We start from the raw sequence: 21,724 nt of genomic DNA on the forward strand, positions 1-21,724 counted from the left end.
CGCCTCATGAAATACTGGGCGCTAAGCGAAACGTAGAAGGAGTCACTGTGAGCATGATCCTCATGGCCGCCGTCCAAGAGACGCACGCGGAGTCCTCGATTCCGCCGGCCGCGGTTGGGCTACTCGCTTTCGCGGGCCTGATGTCGCTGCTCTTTGTCACTTATGCGTTCCGGAGTGTGGGTACCCGTCACCAGGGTGAGTAGCCTCCGCATCGGCGTCCTTGGCGGGACGTTCGATCCGATTCACGTTGGCCACCTCGTTGTGGCCAGTGAGGTGTGCCATTCCCTCGGTCTCGATCGCGTGTTGCTGGTCCCCGCCGTGCGTCAGCCCTTCAAGGAGTCTGACGGCCACGCCACCCCGGCGCAGCGTCTCGACATGTGTCGGCTCGCGGCGACCGGCGATCCGCGGTTGGAGGCGTCCGACGTTGACGTGGTCAGGGGCAGCACGACCTACACGGTCGATACCCTCACCGACCTCGCGGCGGTCTACCCAGACGCAGACTTCTTCTTCATTGGAGGGGCGGACTCGATCGCCCGGTTGTCCGAATGGCGCGATCCTGACCGCTTGGTGACCCTTGCCACCTTTGTCGCAGTCGGCAGACCTGGCTACGAGCAGCCAGCGCCGGGTGCGTCACACCTTGTGGTCGAGGCCCCCCAGATGGGGGTATCCTCGACCGAAGTTCGGCGCCGACTGCGGACCGGAGCGCCTGTGCGCTATCTGGTCCCTGACTCGGTGGCCGATTACATCACTCAGCACTCGCTGTATCTCGGAGGATCGGATGCCTGACGCGCCCTTGTCGCGCCGTGCACGCCGCGCCATGGAGGCTCAGGCCGCAGAGCGCGCCGCGGCTCATGACGACCCCACCCTGCCCGCTGGGCAAGGTGCCGACACACGCGAAAATGAAGCCGCCGCCGAAGCTGAACGACAGCTCTCGCGTAGGGATCGCCGACGCCTAGAGCGCCTCGCGCGGCCCATGGAGAGTTGGACGGCGGAAGAGGAGATGATCGCTACCGGTCAGATCCCCGCCATGACTCCCGAGCGCATCGCGGAACAAGAGCGGCTCGCGCGCGAGGCCGCCGAGAAGGCCGCCGCCGATGCGCAGACGGCGTCAGCCGAATTGCGCATTCTGGCACAGCGAGACCTGGAGGGCTTTCAGCCAGGCGAAGCCGACGCCGCCCCGGTGACCGAACCCGTCGCCGACGCAGCGCCGACGCCGGTTGAGCCAACGGCCGACGAGCGGGCTGGCGCCTTCGAGCCGGTGGCCAAGGCTGAGCCCAGCGATTTCGAGCCCGCCGGCGAGACGGCCCCCACGACCGAACCGGGGACGTTCGAGCCCGTCGAAGAGGCGAAGCCAGCAGAGCCCGCCGCTGTGACCGAGGAGTACTCGCCTCGCTTCGAGCTCGACGGCGAGGGCCTGGCTCCGGTGGCACCCGGGCAGCAGGCTCCTGAAGCCCCTGAAGAGGAGCCCGCCGCAGAAGCGACGGTCGAGGACCGGCCAGACACGACCGAGTCGGCGCGCACATCAGACGATCTCAACGAGGCCGCGGCCGCGGCCGCTCGCGCCAAGGTGTTCGAAGAACTATTTCCGCCGGGCTCCTCCCAAGCGGCCTTGCTTGAGCAAGATCGACTCGCGCGCGAGGCCCAGGCGTCGCCAGCGGAGAACGCGCCGGAAGACGACGAGGCAGAAGAGCGTCGGCGCGGCATCGAGGAGTTGCGCAGGCTCACCGAAGCCGCGATGAGCGGCATCGAGAAGAGCGCGCGTCAAGAACCAGCACCAGGGCCGGCGCCAGAGCAGAGCGCGGACGCGCAGCAGGAGCCACCAGTCGCCAGCCGCTTCGAGATGCCAGCTGACCCCGAGGGTGAGCAGCAGTTCTCGACGCTGGGCGCACCTGCACCTGCACCTGCACCCGCTCCGTGGGAGCCGCTGGCGAACGCGCCTTTCCCCGTACCAGGATCGCTCGCGCCTCCTAGCGGCCAGTTCCCCGTCATGCCGCCTCCCCAGGCTCCCGTGCCAGAGGGACCGACTCCCGTCGCTCCGGTGACACCGCCTGGAGGCCTCGCTCCTCACCACGCGACCTTTGACGAGACTCTCCGTGCGTCGTCCGGCGAGGTGCCGATGCCGCCAGCCTCCGCAACCGATGCAGGCTTTGGCAACGACCCCGCCCCGTGGGGGACTCACCCGCTCGACGCGGCCGCCCCGTCGTCGCCGCCGGAGGTTGACGACTTCGAGCCTGTCAATGACGTGCCTCGGCCGGACTTCTCGCAGTTGTACAACCAGCCGCGCCAACAGGGCCCCGCGACGACGGGTCAGAACCCGACGGCAGCGCAGTTCCCTTCGAGCGGCCAGTTCCCGACAACGGGTCAGTTCCCGGCCAGCGGTCAGTTCCCTGTGACTGGCGAGTTCCCCGTCACAGGTCAGATCCGTCGCGTTCCCGACTTGCCGCCAGTGGGCGGCGCGAAGCACTTCAAGTGGCTGCACCTGGCCGTGATTGGGGCATTGATGTTCTTGCTGGGCGTGGTCATCTACAACGTGGCGTTCGGCCAGTGACGGCCACCGAGAGGGCCGTTGACCTCACGCTCAAGGCCGCACTCGCCGCGTCGGACAAGAAGGCAGAAGACATCCTGGCGCTCGACGTGAGCGCGCAGATGCCTCTGGCCGACGTGTTCCTGCTGGCGACCGGCTCGAACGAACGTCAGGTCGCCGCCATCGCGGAGGGTATCGAGGAGGCGTTGCTGGCCTCCGGCGTCAAGGCGATCCGCCGCGAGGGCATGCGCGAGGGCCGGTGGGCGCTCATGGACTTCAACGACGTCATTGTGCACGTCATGCACCAAGAGGACAGGGCGTACTACTCGCTCGAGCGTTTGTGGAAGGACTGTCCCGTCGTTCCGTTGCCAGACGAGCTGTGAGGCGGCTGATCCTTGTCCGTCACGGTGAGACGGACTGGAACGCCGCGTTCCGACTTCAAGGCGCCTCTGACATCCCGCTGAACGACAGGGGCAGGGCCCAAGCTCGCGCCGCGGCCCCGCTGCTGGCGCAACTCGCGCCCGTCGAGCGGATCGTCTCCTCTGACTTGTCTCGCGCTCACGAGACGGCGCGGATCATCGCCGAAGAGACCGGTGCCGAGGTGCTGACCGACGCGCGCCTGCGCGAGCGCTGCTACGGCGTGTGGGAGGGTCTCGAGCTGGCCGTGAGGCGTGCCGACCACGCGGAGGAGCACGCACGCTGGGAGAAGGGCCTGGAGCCGCGGATCGAGGGCTACGAAGGTCACGCCTTGGTGGCCGAACGCGCGCTCGCGACCGTAGCGGACCACGCCACGGGCGACGGCACCTTCATGTTCGTGGCCCACGGCTCCACGCTGCGGGTGCTCATGTGTGCCCTGCTGGGCCTCGAACTGGGTTCGCGAGCCGTCGGCACACTAGGCAATGCGCGCTGGGCGGAGCTCGAACTCGCAGGTGACGACGCCGATGGGCACTGGGTCCTGCGCGAACTCAACGCGGTGGGCGATACGGTCTTGGCGTGATCTGTCTGGTTCTTGTGCGCCACGCCCGCACCGGCTACAACACGGAGGGGCGGCTGCAGGGCTCGCTCGACGTGCCGTTGGGCGCGGATGGCCTGGCGCAGGCGGAGCAGGTCGCACAGCGAGTGGTAGCTGAGTACGGGGCGGAGGTGGCCGTAGCGTCGTCCCCTTTGGTGCGCGCCGCTCACACGGCCGACGCCGTGGCCGAGTTGATTGGCGCAGGTCCGGCCGAGCGCGACGCCAGATTCACACAGCGCCCCTATGGCGTGTGGGAGGGCCACACCTGGGACCAGGTGCGCGAGCAGTGGCCAGAGGAGTACCGGCGGCGCCACGACGGGCTCGATCCCGCCATCCCCGGTTGGGGACACTCAGGCGAGGTGGGCGACCGTGTTGCCGCTGGCCTGAGGGACCGCGCGGCCGGCGCCGCGCAAGCGGGCGTGAAGACCGTGGTGATCGTGAGCCACGGCAGCGCGATCATGCTGGGCGTGGCCCGCATCCTGGGCCTGCCCCTGACGCCGTCTCGGTTGGGTCACCTGCCGCACGGGGCATGGAACGAGCTGTGCTGGCACGGGGGCGACGATTGGCCGCTCGAGAGGTACTGCGTGGGGCGCTAGGCGCTGGTACTCGGGCGCTGCCCACGCGGTGATACGGCTCGCGCCGCGGCCCGTGTCGCTCCCGCAACCTTGCCATATCGCTCCCGCAACCCTGCCATGTGGTTCCCGCAACCCTGCCATATGGCTTCCGCCACTCTGCGACGCGACCCACCGCCACCTTGCCATATGGTTGTGGTGGTCGTTTTGGCACGCCAAACGACCACCACAACCATATGCCGGGCATGGTGGGGCGGGGAGTGCGAGGCGCTGGGCCCCGGCTCGTGGGGTGCGAGCACGCCGGGAGCCGATTGGATATTCGGACCCGTTCTGGGCTACGATGACGGTCGCTCTTATGAGCGCGTGATCGCAAGATCGCGGGGCTGTGGCGCAGCTGGTAGCGCACCTGCATGGCATGCAGGGGGTCAGGGGTTCGAGTCCCCTCAGCTCCACTGAGTTGTTGGAGACAGCTCTTCGGGAAGCCGACCTTCGGGTCGGCTTTCTGCATTACCGGGCGTCTGACCCGAGCGCAGACATCGTCGAGGCTCCAGCGGCGACCTCCGCGAGTTCACGACCAAAGCGGACAGCGTCCCACTCGGCTCGCTGCTTCAACTCGGCAGCCGTCTCGGTGAAGGCGTCGAGCGCAGGGTTGACGCCCACGAGGGTGAGGGGACGTCTCACCACGCGCAAGTCGAGGCCCCACACATCTTCGAGGATGCGACTCAGCCATGCGGTCGAGTGATCCCAGTCCTCTCGTGGCGAGCCGGGAGTGTAGTTTCCGCCGAGCACGGTGACGAGCGTGGCCGGCTTGCCTCGCAGAGCCGTGCCCTGGGGATCGATACGGGGATCCGTGTAGGCAAGGTCGAACCAGGTCTTGAAGTGCTGCGAGACCCCGTAGTTGTACAGGGGAACTGCGAACACGAGTGCGTCGGCCGCGATCATCTCGTCGGCGATCTCGGTCGCCATGGCCCGCGCCGCACGCTGGCGGTCCGTCCGCTGAGCGTCCTCGATGAAGCCGGAGGTGACCGCGTCGGCCCACGCGGTGGCTGGCACGGGATCGGCGGCGAGGTCGCGACGGACGACGCTCGACGCGGGGTGGGCAGCGAGCCACTCGGCCTCGACGAGGTCGGCGAGCGATCGACTCGCCGAGGTCATGGGCATGATGCTGGCATCGAGTCGGAACAGTTTCATGATCTCTCCAGTTCGTGAATACGGAGTCACTATGAAAAAGCAAGTGACTAGCACGAATGTAGCACGATAGAATCTGAACATGACGCCGACCGACGACGAGGCAGAGCACGCGAACTGCGACTCAGCGGTGACTCTCGCGTTCACGGTGCTGGGCAAGCGCTGGAACGGCATGATCATTTCGGCGCTCGGTAACGGCGCCTCCACCTTTGGTGGCCTCCGGCGTGCGGTAGGCGGCATCAGCGACGCCGTGTTGTCCGAACGGCTCGCGGAGCTTGCCGAGGCTCAACTCGTCGTTCGCGCCGTCAGCCCCGGACCGCCCGTCGGCGTTTCATACCGCCTGACCGACAGCGGCGAGCGCCTCTTGCCGATCCTTACCCAGCTCGGGCAGTGGGCGGCAGGCAATCTGTCCGACCTCGCGAATCCTTAGCGCCGCAGGAGTTCGCGCGTCGCTGGGGGCGTTCAGCCCTTGAGCCACCTCAACGCGCCCCGCGCCGCGACCACACCCGTGCTGAACGAGGCCTGGAGCAGGTAGCCGCCCGTTGGCGCCTCCCAGTCGAGCATCTCGCCCGCCACGAACGTGCCGGGCATGCGGCGCAGCATGAGGTGCTCGTCCACCTCGGACCACGCGATGCCGCCCGCTGTCGAAATCGCCCGGTCGATCGGCATCGTCCCTGTCACGGTCAGCGGCACGGCCTTGATCAGTCGCGCCACGGCGTCGGCGTCGCTAGGCAGCGTGCCACCGCTGGCCTCCCGTAGCAGCCCGATGGCTGCGGGGTCCAGGCCGATGGAGCGACGCAGCCAATTTGATGTCGAGTCCTTGGGGCGGCGGTGCCGCAAGCGCTCAGCGACGTGGCCGACGCTGTGGTCCGGCCGGAGGTCGACCTCCAGGATGCATCGCGCGGCCTTGTTGGTAGACGCGGCGCGGGGCGCCGTGGCGTCGAGCGCGTCGCGGATGGCGGCACCGCTCGCATAGACGGGCCCGCCCTCGATCCCGGAGCGGGTCAGCATGGCGTCGCCTCGGCGCGGCTCACCGGACTGGCCCGGCACGGATAGGGACACGTTCTTGAGAGGCGTTCCTGCGAAGCGCTCGGCAAAGACCTCCGACCAGTCCACACGGACGCCCACGTTGGCCGCTCGCAGAGGAGTCACCTCGACATCACGCTCGGCGAACAGGTCCACCCACGTTCCGTCAGCGCCCAGGTGTGGCCACGATGCGCCTCCCAGGGCGAAGATCACCACATCGGCGGCGGCCGGCGTGACCCGACCGTCGGCGTCGGTGATGAGAAGAGCGCCGGCGGAGGCGTCGGCCCGGGTGGTTTCGGCGTCGTCCGCGGCTGCGGGGGTGTGCGCCCAACCCGACCACAGCGTCCGTCGCTCGATCCGCACGCCTAACTCCTCAAGCCGCGCCAACCACGCCCGGAACAGGGGAGTCGCCCTGAACGCCTGCGGGAACACGCGCCCGCTCGACCCCACAAACGTCGGCTCGCCCAACTCGGCACACCACGCGCGGAGGTGCTCGGGTCCAAACACTTCGAGCATCGGCGAGATCCTGTCGGCCGACGTGCCGTACCGCGTGACAAAGCGTTCGCGATCCTCCGAGTGCGTGAGGTTGAGCCCGCCGTGGCCCGCCAGCAGGAACTTGCGGCCGGGGGAGGGCATGCGCTCGTGCACGGTGACGGACACGCCCGCGCGGGCCAGCACCTCCGCGGCCATCAGGCCCGCAGGGCCCCCACCGATGACGCGCGCTGTATGCATGGGGTCAACGTAGCCCACGCGACCGCGCAGCCTACGCGCGCACCCAGTCGCGCACCAGGAGTTGAAGCGCCTGCTCGTTCGCCTTCACCGCCGAAGCGTCGGCCAACACGACCTGACCGCGTTCGGGCGTGATCATGGATAGCAGGCCGGAGGGGTCATCAAAGTGAAACGGCACGTCATCCTCCACTGGCTTCGCGCCACGGTGAAAGATGAGGTGGATGCCGTCGGTCGGCCTCAGGTTGAAGGTCACGCGGTCAGTGCCTGCCATGCAGAAGCTCGGGGCGTTCCACTTGATGTGTTCGGTGAGTTCCGGCACTGCGCTCAGGAATCCCAGGCGGATCTGCTGGACGAGTTCGGCCATGGGATGCTCGAGTGTCTCCATGAAGGCGTCCACTTCCGCGGAGCAGTTCTGCATGGGGCGTTCCTTCCGTGATCACGCGACGCGGTTGGGCAGAGACTACCTCTGAACCTCGTAGTGCAGCACGGCGTTGCCGGAGCCGAAGCTCTTGGCGGTCAGCAGCGTCAGGGGCTGGGCGTGCCCTTCCGCAAACATCCGCTTGCCCGAGCCTGCGATCACGGGAGTCTCGATGAGCACGTACTCGTCAATGAGATCGTGCGCGGCGAGTTGCTGCACGATGCTGCCGCTACCCAAGACGAGGAGGTCGGCCCCGTCCGCCTCGCGCAATCGCCCGGCAGTGGCCTCAAGCCCATCGCTGTGAAACTCCGTGTTGTCCCAGTCGGTCGACGTGAGTTCACGCGAGAACACCACTTTGGTCATGTCGGTGAGCTCTTGGGCGACGACCTTCATCGGTTCCGGAGCGTTGGGGTCCCTGAGCAGCGGCACCCACATCCTTTCGAAGCCGCGAAATGTCTGACCGCCAAGCAGGAGGGTGTCCGAGTGGATGCGCTCGTGCGCAAAGGCCTCGACGTCCGGATCCTGGACGAACCAGGACATGCCCCAGGTTGCTTGGTCGTTGCTGGCGAAGTAGCCGTCGAGTGAGACGCGGTTGAGTACGACGATCTTGCTCATGGGGAGCTCCTGTCCTTGAGTGGGTACACCGAGGACGCTACGGGGGCGGCGCGGCCACGAATTGTGAAAAACCGCCCTCCTCGTACGAGGCCCCACCCGCGTCGTGATGAAACTCGGTGACGCGCTGAGCCAGGCTGCGCGGGGTCGCCCACGAGAGCTCGCGCAGATCGCGGATGAAGTGCGACTGGTCGAAGTAGTTGAGTGCGTGCGCGACGTCCGCGAGAGTGCCGTAGTTGCCGCTCCTGATGAGGCGCAGCGCCTCATTGACGCGCTTGACGCGGATGTACTGCTTGGGTGTTCCGCCCACGACCTTGGCGAACCTGCGTTGCAGCTGCCGCTCCGACGTGTGGATCACGTCCAGGAGGTCCCGCACCGTCACAGTGCTGGGATGCGCCTCGATGTGTGCAATGACGTTCTCGATGCCTTCGTCGCGCGGTGGGCCGGCCGCGAGCCGTCGTTCCAAGAACTCTTGGAGCAAGGCGATGCGTGCTCCCACGTCACGTGCTTGTCTGAGTTGCTCGTCAAGCTCTGTCGCGTCGAAAGCGGCAGGCTCCAGCAGGCCAAACACCAGGCGAGTCGCGTCAATCCCGAAGATCGTGTGCAGCCCGAACGCGCGGAACGCCACCTGTATCGACGTGTATGGCCGCGGCACAAAGCGCATGACGCTCGGCTGGGACCCCTGTCCGTGCAGAAACAGTGGCGGCACGTTGTCGAGGCTTGCGGATCGGGTTCTGAGGCTCTCGATGGCTCCGGCGTCGCCGGCCCAACTGAAGACCAGTCCTGGCAGGCCGTTGGGGCACACCGTCACCGCGAGCGAAGTGTCCCCCTCGTAACGCGCGAACCTTATTGTCTCGACATCGCGCGACAGCGCGGGCGACGCTGGGAAAAGGGTGAACGACACCTCGGGCCCTTCACGATGATATGGGCAGGTTACGGCCCGACGTAGGCGACCCCATCGATCTGCACCAGGCACCGCGCATCAAAGAAGTCGGTGGTGGCGGTCATGCGGGCCGGAGGCGCGTCGCCGCAGAACTCCGCGAAGACGTCCCAGGCCTCCCTCATCTCAGCGCCCATCTAGCGCACCCACATGGTGACCTGAACCAGAGCCGACGTGTCAGCGCCAGCCCGCACCAGCGTCGTCCGTAGGGACTCAAGGCTCGCGCGGGTCTGCCCTGCGAGCGTCGGATCGTCCAAAGCGCCAGCGTGGTGGGCCAGGTAAAGGTGGTTGCCGGCGCGCACAGCGCTGGCACAGGTGGCGTCCCCAAAGTGAGGAGCGAAGCGAGTGATCATGAACCGAACGCTAGACCCGCCGGGTGACAAGGCGGCCAGCTCCCGTCCAGCGCGGGACCAACGGCCCTCGCAATGCGCCGGGACGCGTGTGAACCTACGCTCGCGGACATCATGCCTGGTTCACAGGGCCCCGCACCGACGGGAGCGCCCATGACCATCACCATCCAGGATGCCTCGGCCCGTGAGACCGAGCAGTTGGGCGCCTTCGTCCAGGAGGCCTTCGCCACTGCGCGAGTGTCAGACGGTCACGAGCGGGAGTTGCTGGAGCAGATTCGCGGCGACGAGCGCTACGTGCCCGACCTGGAGGTTGTCGCCGTCGAGGACGGCCGGGTCGTTGGGTACGCCATGGCGAGCGCCACCACCATCGCGGAAGGCGATCGCACCTGGCCGGCCCTGTACTTGGGACCCATCTGCACGCGCGAAGACCGGCGTGATGCGGGCCTCGGTTCCATGCTGGTGCACGAGTTGCTGACGCGCGCCGAGCGGCTCGGCCATGGATCGATGTTTCTGGCGGGGGACACCGCCTACTACCCTCGGTTCGGCTTCAAGCCCGCCTCCGCATGGGGCATTCGGTGCCAGTACGACATCCCGCCGGAACTGCTCGACAACATCATGGGGATCGAGATCACCCCTGGTGCGCTTGATGGCGTGACCGGCGTGGTGACGTTCTAGGCGGCGCTCTCCGTGGGGTCCGCCAAGCGGGTGCTTAGGCTTTCAGCGCGCTCTCGATGTCCGGCGCGAGGCCAGCGGGCTCCGTGCGCGAACCGTAGCGAGCGATCACGCGACCGTTGCGGTCCACCAAGTACTTGGTGAAGTTCCACTTGATGGCAGAGCCAAACCGGCCGCCCCTTTGCGACTTGAGCCAGACGAAGAGCGGATGCGCGTTGCGGCCGTTCACGTCGACCTTGGCGAACATCGGAAACGTCACGCCGTAGTTGGCTTGGCAGAAGTCGCCAATCTGCGCCCCGTCGCCCGGCTCTTGCGCCCCGAACTGGTTGCACGGGAAGCCCAAGACCGTGAAGCCCTTGTCAGAGAAGCGAGTGTGGAGATCCTGGAGTCCCGCGAACTGCGGCGTAAACCCGCAGTTGCTCGCCGTGTTGACCACCAGCACCACCTGACCGTCAAACTCCGACAGCGAAACGTCACGGCCATCGAGCGTGGTCGCGGTGAAATCTGCAAGGGTCGCCATATCCCCATCGTCTCACCGCGGCGCCGCCCAGCGAGCGACAACGGCATCGTCGCACGTAAACTGGCATGCGTGACCATCCGTATTGTCTCCATCGGCGACAGCTTCACCGAGGGAATGAACGACTACCTGCCCGACGGCACGCAGCTGGGATGGGCCGACAGGGTGGCGGCAGGCCTGGCCGCAGCCCATCCCGATGAGGATGTCTGGTACGCCAACCTGGCGATTCGAGGTCGCAAGATCGAGTCGATCGTCACCGAGCAGCTCGACGCCGCGCTCGCGCTCGACCCGCCTCCCACGCATCTGACCTTCAACGGCGGCGGCAACGACATGCTGCGGCCAGGGTTTTCCGAGGACCGCATGAGGGCGCTCACCTCGCGCGTCATCGACAGGTGCGCCGCCCTGGGTGTTGAGGTCGTCATTCTCACCGGCGCCGACCCCTCCGATCGGCTCCCTGCTGGCAAGCGAATGCGCAGGCTGGGCGCTCGGCTGACCGAGATCGTCGAAGACCTGATCGACGGCCGTGATGGCGTGACGTTCGTGGACAACTTCAGGGTTCCCGAGGGCCGCAACCAGGCGTGGTGGTCGGAGGACCGGCTGCACCTCAGCAGCCTTGGCCACCAGTGGATCGCCAGCCGGGTTCTCACCGCGATGGGCGTTCCCACACAGTCGCCGACGGCGGCCGACGCCGACGCTGTGCGCGGTGGAATCGGCGCCGAGGCGCGCTACTGGTGGACCTACGTCGTTCCGTGGATGGGGCGCCGTTTGGTGGGGCGGTCGTCAGGCGACGGGCGCCAGCCCAAGTTCCCCACCTGGACGAGGGTGCCCGCCGCATAGGCTGGCGCACATGGAACAGTACGTGCGGCCAGCGATCGCGCCGCAGGAGTTTCGCGATGCCGACGGCCGCGTGATTCCCTACGGCGAGCGGTGGGGAATGGGCTCGCCCCCGGATGACACGTACTCGGTGCTGAGCCATCCGGAGCGGTTCCAGCCTCTTCACGACGTCGCACGCGCCCTCATCGCCTACCTGGAGCGCAACTACAACGTGGGGGTGAGCGAGAATCCCGGCCACCTGGCAGCCTTGCCGGAGGACTACGTGACCGGCACCACCGCGGTGCGCCTCACACCAACCAACTCTGATGCGACCCCCATCACGATCGCGTTCACCAGCCATCCCGGGATCGTGGTTGTCTCCGGAGTCGTGCGAGTAGAGCCCTTCCCTGTGTGCGGCTGCGATGCATGCGACGCCACGTGGGAGTCCGAGTCCGACCGGCTCGAAAGCGAGGTCTTCGCCATCGTGGCTGGCGGGCTCGCCGAGCACCCGCCCACCATGAGGCATCGATCATTCCGCCAGACGCTCACGCGCGCCGATGGCTGGTCCTCGGGAGAGGTCAACACCAACGGGTTCTCGCGGGAGCGGCAAGTCGCCGCGCGCGAACGCCTGAAGGAACTCGGTGGCGCCTGGGCCGCATGGAGTCCCCGCGAGGCCTAACCCGGCCGGACGTCGCGCCGCGAGAATCGGTCGACGCCGGTCCAGATCAGTGCCGCGGCGACGGCGGTCATGATGACCAGCGGAGTCCACGACATCGCCTCGAGTGGCATGTACGGAACCGCCGAGAACGGCAACGCGTCCAGCAGCCAAGTGGGCAAGCCGAAAACCTCGCCGAGCATCGTGGCGAACCACATCGAGGCCATCGCGCCCCACGTGACGGGAATGGCCACGCTTGGCGCCCAACCGAAAAGCGCCACTGCGATGCCTACGAGGATCATGACGGCCGGCCAGTACGCCAGCGCGGCGCCCGCCATCGCGGCCACTTGCGAAGAGTCACCCGTGGTCGAGCCATACACGGCTCCGAGTCCTGCACCCCCAAGAAGCAGCAGCACGGCCGAACCGACCGTGGGAATGACGAGCCGCTTCAGCGCCCACGCGGTGCGCGACAGCGCGCCAGCGAGCTGGGTTTCGACGATGCCGTTTGCCTCGTCGGTCCGTAGCGAGACCGCCGACTGCGTGGCGAACACTGCGGAGACGAGCGCGATCATTCCGGCAAGCATCGCGAGAAGCGCGTCGACTCCTATGCCGCGAGTGAAGTCCGTCATGGCGCCGCCAGCGTCGGCCATGAAGGTGTTCATGGTGTCGACGATCGAGCCAAACAGCAGAGCGGTCACGACGACCGCGATGGTCCAGCCGATGATGGGTCCACGCTGGAGACGCAGTCCAAGCCCGAGCGGCGAGACCATCCGGCGCGGAGCCTCACTGGGGCCGGCACGCTCGACGAGCAGGCCAGAACCATGGTCGCGCCTGGACTCGATCCGCATCGCCACAGCCAAGAGCGCCGCCGACAGCACGATGAGCGGTACGAGCGGCCACCACCGGTTGCCGGCATAGGGCTGCATGTGCTGGCCCCAGCCGATGGGCGAGAACCACGTGAGCACGCCGTTGCCGAGGTCGCCCATCATGCGCAAGACGTACGCCACGATGATCACCGTCGACGCGAGAGCGTTAGCCCCACGCGACGTGGAGGCGATCTGACCGGCTACTGCGCCAACGCCAAGGCCGACAAGGCCGACGCCGGTGACGGAGGCGCCGAAGACGAGCGATCCGGCGATGCCGGTGCCTTCAGGATCAAGGCCGTTGGCGGCGGACGCCACAGCAATGCCCGCGCCGACCGCGAGGCACAGGAGTCCGTTGACCAGCCAGGATGCACTGGAGTAGGCGTGAATTCCGAGCATGCGCGAGCGCAACAGTTCGGTGCGTCCCACCTCTTCGTCGGCTCTGCCGGAGCGGGTTACGAGGAAGGCCACACCGATGGCCAGACTCAACGCGATGGTCATCCAACCCTTGGTCCAGACGGCGCCGCCCAAGGTGTCGGCTGCGGGCGACAGCCCCGTGAGGGCCTTGATGCCAGGGGTGTTGGACACGGCAGCGAAGTCGTCCAGTGCCGCCTGCGTGGGGAAGAGGGTCTGGTAGTACGAGGCGATGTAGGCAAACATGCCGACGAGTACGACCGTCCACACGGCCAGGCGCACTCGGTTGCGCCGTACGGTGAGCCGCGCCATGACGGGAAGTCCCGCGAGGGCGCTGGCCTGTCCGACCGTGTTCCGAGTCTCGTCCACCGTGGTGACGGACAGCGTGGCGGTCATGAGCGGTCGCCCTGGGACAGCGCCGCCAGTTCCGTGCCGTAGTGGCGAAGGAACAAAGCCTCGAGCGACGGTGGGTTGGCCACGAGGGAACGGGGGTTGAGCTTCGCGACGGCGGCAAGCACCGCTGGCAGCGCCGACTCATCCACCGCAAACGTCACCTGACCGTCGAGGTCGATGAGATCGTGGACGCCCGGGAGCGACGCCAGTCCGGAGGCGCCGCTGTCGACCACCGTGGTCACTTGGGTCCGTGTGAGGTGGCGCAACTCGGCGATCGTCCCGGATTCGACGGTTGCTCCGTCACGAATGATCGTGACCCTGTCAGCGAGCCTCTCCACCTCGGCAAAGATGTGACTCGATAGCAGCACGGACTTTCCTGCGGCCTTTGCCTCGCGGATCGACTCCGTGAACGCGGCCTCCATCAGTGGGTCAAGCCCGCTGGTCGGCTCGTCAAGCAACAGCAGTTCTGCGTCAGATGCGAGCGCTGCGACGAGTGCCACCTTCTGGCGATTGCCCTTGGAGTAGGTCCTGGCCTTCTTGGTGGGATCCAGCTCGAAGCGCTCAAGCATGAGCGCCTTTCGCTTGGGATCCACCGTGCCGGACAGGCCGACCAAGATGTCGATGGCCTCACCCCCCGTGAGGTTGGGCCACAGGGTGACGTCGCCGGGCACGTAGGCGATGCGTCGGTGGAGAGCCACCGCCTCAGCCCAGGGGTTGCCGCCCAAAAGCGACACGCGACCGCCGTCGGCCTTCAGGAGGCCAAGCAAGATGCGGATGGTGGTGGTCTTGCCGGAACCGTTCGGGCCGAGGAAGCCGGTCACTTGACCCTTGGGCACCGTGAGATCGAGGCCGCGTAGGGCCTGAACGGAGCCGAAGTTCTTGGTGAGGCCCTCGATTTCGATGGCCATGGTGCTTTCTGTTGCGTTGTTGGACATGGTGTTCTTTCTGGAAGCGAGGAGTGGGTGGATGGAACGTCGACGTCACGCGGTGGCGTTGTCGGCTTCGGCATCCGTGCCCGGAGGGTCTCCCACGTAGTCCAGGTAGTCGTCAAGCATCTGGCGAGTGGTGAACAGGCCTTCAGTGAAGAGTTCCAGTATCGGAAGCGCCTGGGCGCGTTGACTGGCAAGAGCCGTGGCGAAGAACTCGTCGGGGCTCGAATCCGGCGTTGTCAGTAGCTCGACGAGAAGGGCGCCAATGGCCTGGGTGATGAGGTACCGCAACCGGGCCTCTTCGTTGAGCGAAGGGCGCACGATGCCAGCGTCGACGCTGGCTTTCATGACGACTCGCGCGGCGTCGACCAGGTGCTCCAGGAACTCCTGGGCGCTGCGGCCTCCTGCGTGGATCGCGCGCAGGATGTAGACCAGCAGCGGCGCCATGAGGTTTGGGTCCCCCATGGTGTCCACCAGGAAGCCTGTCGGGTTGGCGACACCGCCGGTCTTGAGCGCCTGGTAGCGGCGAAGTACCTCTGCGTCGCATTCCTCGCGCAGCGCCGCCTTGGAACGGAAGTGGTGGGTAATCAAGCCAGGGGAGACGCCCGCACGCTTCGCGATGGTGGTGAAGGAGGCGCCAAAACCATCCGTGGTGAAGCACGTGATCGCTGCCTCGCGAATCCGCGCGCGCGCCGTGAGGTCCGCCTCGCGGTGAGGCGCATCCTGCTGAGGCACGTCCGACGCTATATGCACAACCAGCAGATTATATGCGCAACTAGTCCCGGGGCAAGGGGAGCGGCGCGGTTGCTACATTTTCGAGCGCCGAGCGGGTGTGGCAGACGCGAAGATCGCGTCTGCCTGCCGGTTCCATGCCTCGACGAGGTCTACTGACTCGGGGAACCGCAGCCATTGCAACTGGGCACCGTCCATCGCGGCGATGACATCGTGAGCCAGGGCCTCGGCGTTGGCGTAGTGCGCGGAGAGTAGTGCACTCAGCCGCTCGAACGCATCCTGGTAGCGGCGGGTGAAGTACGCGTGAGCGGGGTGATCGGGATTGAGCGACTCGGCATTCAGCACGGTGTAGAGGCGCACGATCTCGCGCTGGCCGGCGTTGTGCGCGACCAAGGCATCCAGCATGGCGCGCGGGGACACGTCCCCACGCGGAGGAGAGTCCAGTCCGGTCACCGCCAGATCCACCTGATCGCGATGGGCCAGCACGGCGACCAGCAGGCCGTCCTTACTGCCCGCGTAGTGGAGCAGTCCCGGCACCGACATCCCGCATGCGGTGGCGACGGCCTGCAGCGTGAGCCCGTTGTAGCCGCGCTCGGCGACCAGGCGAGTGGCCGCCGCGATGACCTCCGCCAGGCGCTGCTCAGGGCTCAGGCGTCGCCGTCGCGTCGGGGCAGGGGAGGGGATGGGCTCCATCGTGACGCTCGCCTTCTGGTCGCGGTACGCTCACCTTATCTACAAGGTAGTAGATAGCGTATGAGCGCGAGCGAGGAACGGGTGACATTCATGGGTACAGAAACCGGCACAGCCTTCTACGAGGCAGTAGAGAACCTCCGCTCCGGCGCAGACCTTGCGGACATCGCCGCGGCCTTGTACGCCCAACTCACCGCCGACGAACGCCTCGCGCTCCTTGACGGAGACACCCCGTTCTGGGACGGCATGGCGGAGATGATGAGCACCGGCTACAACGTCACGCCGTACTCCATGGGCCGCATCGACAGGCTCGGCATCCCCGGCATCCAGTTTGCGGATGGGCCGCGGGGCGTGGTGCTGGGGCACTCCACCGCGTTCCCTGTGCCCACCGCGCGCGCCGCCACCTTTGACCCTCAACTCGAGCAGAGCATCGGCGAGGCAATCGGTCTTGAGGCCCGCGCTCAAGGCGCCAACTACTTTGGCGGCGTCTGCATCAACCTGCCCCGCCACCCCGCGTGGGGTCGCTCGCAGGAGAGCTACGGCGAAGAGCCGGCTCTGCTGGGCGAGATGGGCGCGGCCCTCGCGCGCGGCACCCGCCCACACGTGATGCCTTGCGTCAAGCACTTCGCGCTCAATTCGATGGAGAACGCCCGCTTCAGCGTGGACGTCACCATCGCCGACGCCGACCTCCACGAGTACTTCCTGCCGCACTTCAAGCGCGCGGTGCAGGACGGCGCCGACTCGGTCATGTCCGCCTACAACTCCGTCAACGGCGAGTGGGCCGGGCAGAGCCCCGCGCTGCTCACCGACGTGCTGCGGAACCAGTGGGGCTTCGACGGCTTCGTCCTCTCCGACTTCCTGTGGGGTTCCCGCACGGCTGGCCTGTCGCTCAAGGCGGGTCTGGACGTCGAGGCGCCCTTCGCCCAAATCCGCGTCCGCGACCTGCGAGACGACCTCGCCAAAGGCATTGCAGCGGACGCCGACGTTGAACGGGCGGGCCTGCGCATCCTCGCCAGGGAGCTCGACCTTTATGCCCGCCGCTCTGACACAGAACCCGACCCATCCGTCGTCGTCAGCGACGCCCACCGTGCCCTCGCGCGCGAGGCCGCCACCCGCTCGATCACGTTGGTACGCAACGAGGCCGTGGAGGGTGCGCCGCTGCTCCCGCTCGCGCCCGACGCGACTGTTGCCGTCGTCGGCCGTCTCGCCGACCTTCCCAACACGGGCGACCACGGCTCGTCCGACGTGCGCGCACCGGGCGTCGTCACAGCGGCAGAAGGTCTCATGGCCGCGATGCCGGGCACCCGCGTCGACGCCAGCGGTGATCTGGAGTCCTCGGCTGCGCTCGCGGCGGGGAGCGACATCGCCGTGGTGGTGGTGGGCTACACCGCCGCCGACGAGGGCGAGTTTGTGGGCGGCGACATCTTCTGGCGTCCCGAGCTGGCGGCGCTGTATCCCGAGCCGGTGGGCGCGGCGCAGCAGAACGCCGCCGAGGGCATGCGCGGCCGTCCGGAAGACGACAGTTCCATGGTGGGCGGCCAAGACGCTGGTGGAGACAGGCGGTCGGTGCGCCTGCTGCCCAGCGACGTCGAACTGATCCGCGCCGTCGTCACAGCCAACCCGCGCACCGTCGTCGCGATCGTGGCGGGCGGCACCGTCATCGTCGACGAATGGATCGACGACGTCCCCGCCGCGCTGTTCCTCTGGTACCCGGGCATGGAGGGCGGCCACGCGCTCGCCGATGTGCTCTCAGGTGCGCGCGACGCGACCGGACGGCTCCCGTTTGCCGTGCCGACGGACGAGTCCCACCTGCCAGATTTCGACATTGACGCCACCGCGATCACCTACGACGGGTCTTTTGGCCAGCGCCGACTCGATGCGCTGGGCGTGGCGCCGCGGTTCCCGTTTGGCTTTGGGCTCGGCTACGTGCAGGCGCGGGTGCTGTCAGCGACGGCGGCACGGGACGGCGACCTTGCCACGGTGACGGTCACGGTGGCGAACGACTCTGCGCTCGACACGCGCCACGTGGTCCAGCTGTACGCGCGGCGCGACGACGGGCAGCAATTCCTGGTGGGCTTCGCATCCATTCCGTTGGAGGCGGGCAAGCGGACTACTGCCGAAGTGGTCGCCCGCCTCGAGTACGCGGGCAGGTGGGACGCCGCCCGACGCGCTGTGGTGCCGCCGGAAGGCCGCGTCGACATCTCGGTGGCCAGGCATTGGGGCGACCCTCAGGCCGTCACGGTGAGCGTCTAGCGGGCAGGGCTGTCGGAAGGAGACGCGCTGAGGCGGACGTGCGCCTAGGAGGAAGCGTCCGCCTCGATCAACGCCATGCCCCACGCCAGGGTGTGGCGCTCCCCGTGCTCCAAGACCACGAGGTCGTCGCCAGTGCGGAAGGCGTCGGCGATGCAGGACATCGGCTCAATCGCCACGCCGCTGCGCCGCGCCGATTCTGGGCTGATGTGGTTGCCCGTGCACACCTGCCACGCCTTGGCGGCCCCGTCCATCCAGATCGCCACCGTTGATCCGTCGCCGCGCACGAGGCGCGCCCACGAGCGGCCGTCGTCGTCGCGCGTCGGGTCGACAAAGGCGTCATCAAGATCGGCGTCGGCGAGCGTGCGCGCGTGACGGAAGTCCATGTCGCCGTCGACGGGAGTGGTGCCTGTCGGCAGCAGGCGGTCATCGACCGTCACGAGGCTGTCTGCGCCCAACTCAAGCGTGCAGTCGTCGAGCGAGCCGGCACCAGGGGAGATCCACGGGTGGAAGCCGACGCCGTACGGCAGGGGCGCCGTCCCCGTGTTGAGGGCGGTCGTGGTGACGGTCAGGCCGTCGTCGCTCAGCGCGTAGGTGACGCTCACGCGCAGCGAGAAGGGGTAACCGGGGCTCGCAGGCAAGTTGAGCGCGAGTGTGACAGCGTCGGACGTTGCCTGGACCACCGCCCAGTCGTCCCAGCACGCGAGGCCGTGCAGCGCGGTGTTGCGGGCAGGCTCGCTGATGGCCACCTGGAGGTCGCGGCCGCCAAAGGAGTACTGGCCGTCCGCAAGCCTGTTGGGCCACGGCGCCAGCACCATGCCGTGGAAGGCGGGCGCGACCTCGTCCTCGCGGAAACGCACCACCACATCGCTGCCGCCGACGCTATAGACGCGCAGTGCCGCGCCGACGCTGGCGATGGTGGCGCTCTGGTTGCCGCGGGAGAGGTGGACCTGGGTACCGGAGAGGTGGCTCATGCCCCCAATTTAGCGGTCGAGGGGCGATTCCGTTGTGCCGTCGAGACGCGCCGGCGTGGCGTAGCGTAGAGGTCAGTAAACCGCCCGGTTACCTCGCACGATTCGAAGGATGGCAGCAACCGTGAAGGCCGTGTACATGTTTGGCGCTGGAGACGTCCGCGTCGTTGATGCTCCCGACGCTTCCCTCGTGGAGCCGACCGACGCGGTGGTGCGCGTCACCAGGGCGTGCGTTTGCGGATCCGATCTCCACCCGTTCCACGCCATGCCAGCGAGCGAGCACGGCCGCGCGATGGGTCACGAGTTCATCGGAGTGGTCGAGGAGGTGGGCGCGGACGTCCGCACCCTCGCCAAGGGCGACTTCGTGATCTCGCCGTTTGTGTATTCGTGCGGCACGTGCGACTTCTGTCGCGAAGGCCTCCACACGTCGTGCCGGCGCGGAGGCTATTGGGGAGACCCTGAGTTAGGCGCCTGCCAAGCGGAAGCGGTGCGCGTGCCGCTCGCCGACGGCACCCTGGTCAAGGTGCCCGCCACCGACGACCCGGGCATGCTCGCGTCGTACCTCACGCTGTCCGATGTGTACGGAACGGGGTACCACGCAGCGCTTTACGGCGGCGTGTCAGAGGAGACCAGCGTCACGGTGATCGGCGATGGCGCGGTCGGTTTGCTCTCGGTCCTGTCGGCCAAGCAATTGGGCGCGAAGCTGATCATCTTGATGGGCAGGCACGCCGCGCGCACCGACCTTGGCCGCGAGTTTGGTGCCACTGACGTGGTCGAGGAGCGAGGCGCCGAAGGAATCGCGAAGGTGCGCGAACTTGCGGGAGGCGATGGCACGCACGTGGTCCTCGAAGCCGTCGGCCACCTTCCCGCCTACACCCAGGCAACGGGCGTGGTGCGACCAGGTGGGACCATCAGCCGCGTGGGGGTGCCCCAGTACGTGGAGGCGCCCGTGGCGTGGGATGCGCTCTTTGGGAACAACATCACGCTGACAGGCGGTGTGGCACCCGTGCGCTCTTACATCGACGTCTTGCTCCCGGCGGTGCTCGATGGCACCGTCAACCCTGGCCGCGTGTTCGACGTCTCGATGAGTCTGGACGACGCTCCCGCGGGCTACGCGGCGATGGACGGGCGGTCAGCGCTCAAGGTGATGCTCGCGCCGTAGGTGAGACGGTTCGCTTTCCCTGGTCGCGGCGGCGCCGAGGAGTGAGCCTCACGGCCGGCATCGGTGGCGCTGGAATGCGCACGTCTCCGTGGCCAGCGACGTCGCCAAAGCGCGCCGAGCGACCTTGCCAGTCGTGCCACGCCTGAGCGATCTCCTCGTGGCTGCGGCCCACGAAGTTCCACCACATCACGAGTTCATCGGTGAGTGGCTCGCCGCCTAGTAGGAAGAGCAAGGCGCCGTCTGGCGAGGAGACCTCGATGCCGTCGCGGCCGGTGCCTAGATAGAGCAAGTCGTTGTGCCCTGGGCGGGTGGCTTCGCCTTCCGGCGTGGACGACGCGTGCACGTCAAGTTCGCCCTCCAGCACCACCACCGCGTGTTCCCACGCGGCGTCGAGGGGAACGCCGACGCGGGAGCCGGGGGCGACGCGAATCTGGGCGCCGACCAGAGGAGTGTGGGTGGTAGCAGGGGAAGTGACGCCCGCGAGGCTTCCCATGACGACCGTGGCCACGGCGTCGGCGCCTTCCCTCGCGGGGAGGGTGACGGTGGGCAGCGTCTCGTGGCGCTCAAAGCCTCGGTCGCCGTGCCGGGATTGTTCTGGCAAGGCGATCCAGAGTTGTAGGGCGTCCAACTCCGTGTCTCCGTCGCCGAGCGAGTATTCAGAGTGGGCAACGCCAGCGCCAGCCGTCATGAGATTGAGCTGGCCAGCGCGCAGCACCACGTCCGAGCCGAGCGAGTCGCGATGGCGCACCTCTCCCGTGAGCGGCCAGGTGACAGTCTGCAGACCCATGTGCGGGTGCGGCTCGACGCGCATGGTGACGCGCTGCGGGCCGAAGCGATCAAGAAAGCACCAGGCGCCCACGGTGGGCAGTGCGCGTTGCGGTAGGGCGCGCTGAACGTTCATGTCGCGCAGCCCGCCAAGAGGGACCTCGCGCGCAGGCATCACGTCCGCACGCGGGCCGTCGGTCATGACGCGCCGTCTTGGTCCGGCCATTCGATCTTGGCGCCCTCGACCTCGTGGCGCTTCAGGTAGCGGGCCATGTAGGCGCACACAGGAATGATGGTGAGATCCCTGGAGACGGCGTCTTCGAGAGCTTCCCTTGCGAGGTGGGAAGCGACGCCCTGGCCCTGGAAGGCGTCGAAGACCTCCGTGTGGACAAACGCGATGCGGGTGTCCGTCTGCTCAAACTGGGCGAAGCCCGCCTCGTCGCCGTCCACCGTCATGAGGTAGCGACCCTGGGCGTCGTTGCGGGAAATGGAGATGTTCCTGTGGTCGTTCATGGTGCTCCCTTCGA

Annotated in this window: 27 protein-coding genes and 1 tRNA gene; 13 read left to right on the forward strand and 15 right to left on the reverse strand. The window is 67.5% G+C overall.

The genetic code is table 11. The features are described 5' to 3' along the window. The first annotated feature begins 47 nt into the window (after nucleotides 1–47). From LGT36_RS02725 to LGT36_RS02755, 7 genes are all read left to right on the forward strand, one after another. Nucleotides 48–203: a hypothetical protein gene (locus tag LGT36_RS02725; RefSeq protein WP_226095097.1), complete on the forward strand. Its 156-nt coding sequence runs from the start codon at nucleotides 48–50 to the stop codon at nucleotides 201–203. After that, nucleotides 196–786 (forward strand): nicotinate-nucleotide adenylyltransferase, encoded by a 591-nt coding sequence (gene nadD / locus LGT36_RS02730; protein ID WP_226095092.1) that lies wholly within the window; start codon nucleotides 196–198, stop codon nucleotides 784–786. The genes LGT36_RS02725 and nadD overlap by 8 nt, the downstream gene beginning before the upstream one ends. Continuing rightward, nucleotides 779–2,548, forward strand: coding sequence for a hypothetical protein (locus LGT36_RS02735; protein ID WP_226095093.1), 1,770 nt, complete (start codon nucleotides 779–781; stop codon nucleotides 2,546–2,548). Before nadD ends, LGT36_RS02735 begins: the two co-directional genes overlap by 8 nt. Next, entirely contained in the window at nucleotides 2,545–2,907 is a 363-nt protein-coding gene (gene rsfS, locus LGT36_RS02740; protein ID WP_226095094.1) for a ribosome silencing factor, read from the forward strand. The genes LGT36_RS02735 and rsfS overlap by 4 nt, the downstream gene beginning before the upstream one ends. Then, entirely contained in the window at nucleotides 2,904–3,521 is a 618-nt protein-coding gene (locus LGT36_RS02745; protein WP_226095095.1) for a histidine phosphatase family protein, read from the forward strand. Before rsfS ends, LGT36_RS02745 begins: the two co-directional genes overlap by 4 nt. After that, the gene (locus tag LGT36_RS02750) at nucleotides 3,518–4,132 is read left to right on the forward strand and encodes a histidine phosphatase family protein (RefSeq protein ID WP_226095096.1); all 615 of its coding nucleotides are present in this window, start codon (nucleotides 3,518–3,520) and stop codon (nucleotides 4,130–4,132) included. The genes LGT36_RS02745 and LGT36_RS02750 overlap by 4 nt, the downstream gene beginning before the upstream one ends. A gap of 355 nt (nucleotides 4,133–4,487) precedes the next feature. Further along, nucleotides 4,488–4,560: transfer RNA gene (locus LGT36_RS02755), tRNA-Ala, on the forward strand. Nucleotides 4,561–4,615: 55 nt separating this feature from the next. Here the strand turns inward: LGT36_RS02755 and LGT36_RS02760 are convergent. Continuing rightward, nucleotides 4,616–5,299 carry an FMN-dependent NADH-azoreductase gene (locus LGT36_RS02760; protein ID WP_226095427.1) on the reverse strand — a complete coding sequence of 228 codons (684 nt, stop codon included), beginning with the start codon at nucleotides 5,297–5,299 and terminating at the stop codon, nucleotides 4,616–4,618. Nucleotides 5,300–5,378: 79 nt separating this feature from the next. On the opposite strand from LGT36_RS02760, the gene LGT36_RS02765 reads away from it, so the two are divergent. Beyond that, the gene (locus LGT36_RS02765; RefSeq protein ID WP_226095426.1) at nucleotides 5,379–5,726 is read left to right on the forward strand and encodes a helix-turn-helix domain-containing protein; all 348 of its coding nucleotides are present in this window, start codon (nucleotides 5,379–5,381) and stop codon (nucleotides 5,724–5,726) included. Nucleotides 5,727–5,758: 32 nt separating this feature from the next. Here the strand turns inward: LGT36_RS02765 and LGT36_RS02770 are convergent, their stop codons facing one another. The 6 genes from LGT36_RS02770 to LGT36_RS02795 are packed head-to-tail and all read right to left on the reverse strand — an operon-like array spanning nucleotide 5,759 to nucleotide 9,374. Beyond that, complete coding sequence (locus LGT36_RS02770) at nucleotides 5,759–7,054, reverse strand: TIGR03862 family flavoprotein (RefSeq protein WP_226095425.1); 1,296 nt, start codon at nucleotides 7,052–7,054, stop codon at nucleotides 5,759–5,761. A gap of 31 nt (nucleotides 7,055–7,085) precedes the next feature. Beyond that, nucleotides 7,086–7,469, reverse strand: coding sequence for a DUF1801 domain-containing protein (locus LGT36_RS02775; protein WP_226095424.1), 384 nt, complete (start codon nucleotides 7,467–7,469; stop codon nucleotides 7,086–7,088). A gap of 42 nt (nucleotides 7,470–7,511) precedes the next feature. Continuing rightward, on the reverse strand, nucleotides 7,512–8,084 hold the full coding sequence (locus tag LGT36_RS02780) for a dihydrofolate reductase family protein (protein WP_226095423.1): 573 nt from the start codon (nucleotides 8,082–8,084) through the stop codon (nucleotides 7,512–7,514). Nucleotides 8,085–8,121: 37 nt separating this feature from the next. Continuing rightward, a complete protein-coding gene (locus tag LGT36_RS02785) occupies nucleotides 8,122–8,985 on the reverse strand; it encodes an AraC family transcriptional regulator (RefSeq protein WP_226095422.1) in 864 nt (287 codons plus the stop codon). Between the two features lie 29 nt (nucleotides 8,986–9,014). Continuing rightward, nucleotides 9,015–9,158 carry a hypothetical protein gene (locus LGT36_RS02790; RefSeq protein ID WP_226095421.1) on the reverse strand — a complete coding sequence of 48 codons (144 nt, stop codon included), beginning with the start codon at nucleotides 9,156–9,158 and terminating at the stop codon, nucleotides 9,015–9,017. Continuing rightward, nucleotides 9,159–9,374 (reverse strand): hypothetical protein, encoded by a 216-nt coding sequence (locus LGT36_RS02795; protein WP_226095420.1) that lies wholly within the window; start codon nucleotides 9,372–9,374, stop codon nucleotides 9,159–9,161. Between the two features lie 150 nt (nucleotides 9,375–9,524). Here LGT36_RS02795 and LGT36_RS02800 point away from each other — a divergent pair, with 150 nt between their 5' ends. After that, nucleotides 9,525–10,046, forward strand: a complete 522-nt coding sequence (locus LGT36_RS02800) for a GNAT family N-acetyltransferase (protein ID WP_226095419.1) — start codon at nucleotides 9,525–9,527, stop codon at nucleotides 10,044–10,046. 34 nt (nucleotides 10,047–10,080) lie between these two features. Here the strand turns inward: LGT36_RS02800 and LGT36_RS02805 are convergent, their stop codons facing one another. Continuing rightward, nucleotides 10,081–10,563 carry a glutathione peroxidase gene (locus tag LGT36_RS02805; protein ID WP_226095418.1) on the reverse strand — a complete coding sequence of 161 codons (483 nt, stop codon included), beginning with the start codon at nucleotides 10,561–10,563 and terminating at the stop codon, nucleotides 10,081–10,083. Nucleotides 10,564–10,632: 69 nt separating this feature from the next. Between LGT36_RS02805 and LGT36_RS02810 the strand changes: the two genes are divergently transcribed. Together LGT36_RS02810 and LGT36_RS02815 are read left to right on the forward strand one after the other, a co-directional pair. Then, complete coding sequence (locus tag LGT36_RS02810) at nucleotides 10,633–11,397, forward strand: SGNH/GDSL hydrolase family protein (RefSeq protein WP_226095417.1); 765 nt, start codon at nucleotides 10,633–10,635, stop codon at nucleotides 11,395–11,397. A gap of 10 nt (nucleotides 11,398–11,407) precedes the next feature. Beyond that, the gene (locus LGT36_RS02815) at nucleotides 11,408–12,052 is read left to right on the forward strand and encodes a DUF6226 family protein (RefSeq protein WP_226095416.1); all 645 of its coding nucleotides are present in this window, start codon (nucleotides 11,408–11,410) and stop codon (nucleotides 12,050–12,052) included. Here the strand turns inward: LGT36_RS02815 and LGT36_RS02820 are convergent. From LGT36_RS02820 to LGT36_RS02835, 4 genes are all read right to left on the reverse strand, one after another. Continuing rightward, a complete protein-coding gene (locus LGT36_RS02820) occupies nucleotides 12,049–13,701 on the reverse strand; it encodes an ABC transporter permease (RefSeq protein WP_226095415.1) in 1,653 nt (550 codons plus the stop codon). The genes LGT36_RS02815 and LGT36_RS02820 overlap by 4 nt on opposite strands. Then, a complete protein-coding gene (locus LGT36_RS02825) occupies nucleotides 13,698–14,633 on the reverse strand; it encodes an ABC transporter ATP-binding protein (RefSeq protein ID WP_226264583.1) in 936 nt (311 codons plus the stop codon). The genes LGT36_RS02820 and LGT36_RS02825 overlap by 4 nt, the downstream gene beginning before the upstream one ends. Before the next feature lie 45 nt (nucleotides 14,634–14,678). Beyond that, nucleotides 14,679–15,362 carry a TetR/AcrR family transcriptional regulator gene (locus tag LGT36_RS02830; protein WP_226095324.1) on the reverse strand — a complete coding sequence of 228 codons (684 nt, stop codon included), beginning with the start codon at nucleotides 15,360–15,362 and terminating at the stop codon, nucleotides 14,679–14,681. Nucleotides 15,363–15,434: 72 nt separating this feature from the next. Next, entirely contained in the window at nucleotides 15,435–16,052 is a 618-nt protein-coding gene (locus LGT36_RS02835; protein ID WP_226095323.1) for a TetR/AcrR family transcriptional regulator, read from the reverse strand. A 90-nt stretch (nucleotides 16,053–16,142) separates the two neighbouring features. Between LGT36_RS02835 and LGT36_RS02840 the strand changes: the two genes are divergently transcribed. Then, complete coding sequence (locus tag LGT36_RS02840; protein ID WP_226095322.1) at nucleotides 16,143–18,302, forward strand: glycoside hydrolase family 3 C-terminal domain-containing protein; 2,160 nt, start codon at nucleotides 16,143–16,145, stop codon at nucleotides 18,300–18,302. Between the two features lie 44 nt (nucleotides 18,303–18,346). Here LGT36_RS02840 and LGT36_RS02845 read toward each other — a convergent pair whose 3' ends face one another. Next, nucleotides 18,347–19,273, reverse strand: a complete 927-nt coding sequence (locus tag LGT36_RS02845) for an aldose 1-epimerase family protein (RefSeq protein WP_226095321.1) — start codon at nucleotides 19,271–19,273, stop codon at nucleotides 18,347–18,349. Between the two features lie 136 nt (nucleotides 19,274–19,409). On the opposite strand from LGT36_RS02845, the gene LGT36_RS02850 reads away from it, so the two are divergent. Further along, complete coding sequence (locus LGT36_RS02850; protein WP_226095326.1) at nucleotides 19,410–20,432, forward strand: alcohol dehydrogenase catalytic domain-containing protein; 1,023 nt, start codon at nucleotides 19,410–19,412, stop codon at nucleotides 20,430–20,432. Here LGT36_RS02850 and LGT36_RS02855 read toward each other — a convergent pair. Together LGT36_RS02855 and LGT36_RS02860 are read right to left on the reverse strand one after the other, a co-directional pair. Then, nucleotides 20,410–21,399, reverse strand: a complete 990-nt coding sequence (locus LGT36_RS02855; RefSeq protein WP_226095320.1) for a pirin family protein — start codon at nucleotides 21,397–21,399, stop codon at nucleotides 20,410–20,412. The two genes, LGT36_RS02850 and LGT36_RS02855, sit on opposite strands and share 23 nt — an antisense overlap. Next, the gene (locus LGT36_RS02860) at nucleotides 21,396–21,710 is read right to left on the reverse strand and encodes a GNAT family N-acetyltransferase (RefSeq protein WP_226095319.1); all 315 of its coding nucleotides are present in this window, start codon (nucleotides 21,708–21,710) and stop codon (nucleotides 21,396–21,398) included. Before LGT36_RS02860 ends, LGT36_RS02855 begins: the two co-directional genes overlap by 4 nt. Nucleotides 21,711–21,724 lie beyond the last annotated feature (14 nt).

Source organism: Demequina sp. TMPB413, assembly GCF_020447105.2.
Lineage (GTDB): Bacteria > Actinomycetota > Actinomycetes > Actinomycetales > Demequinaceae > Demequina.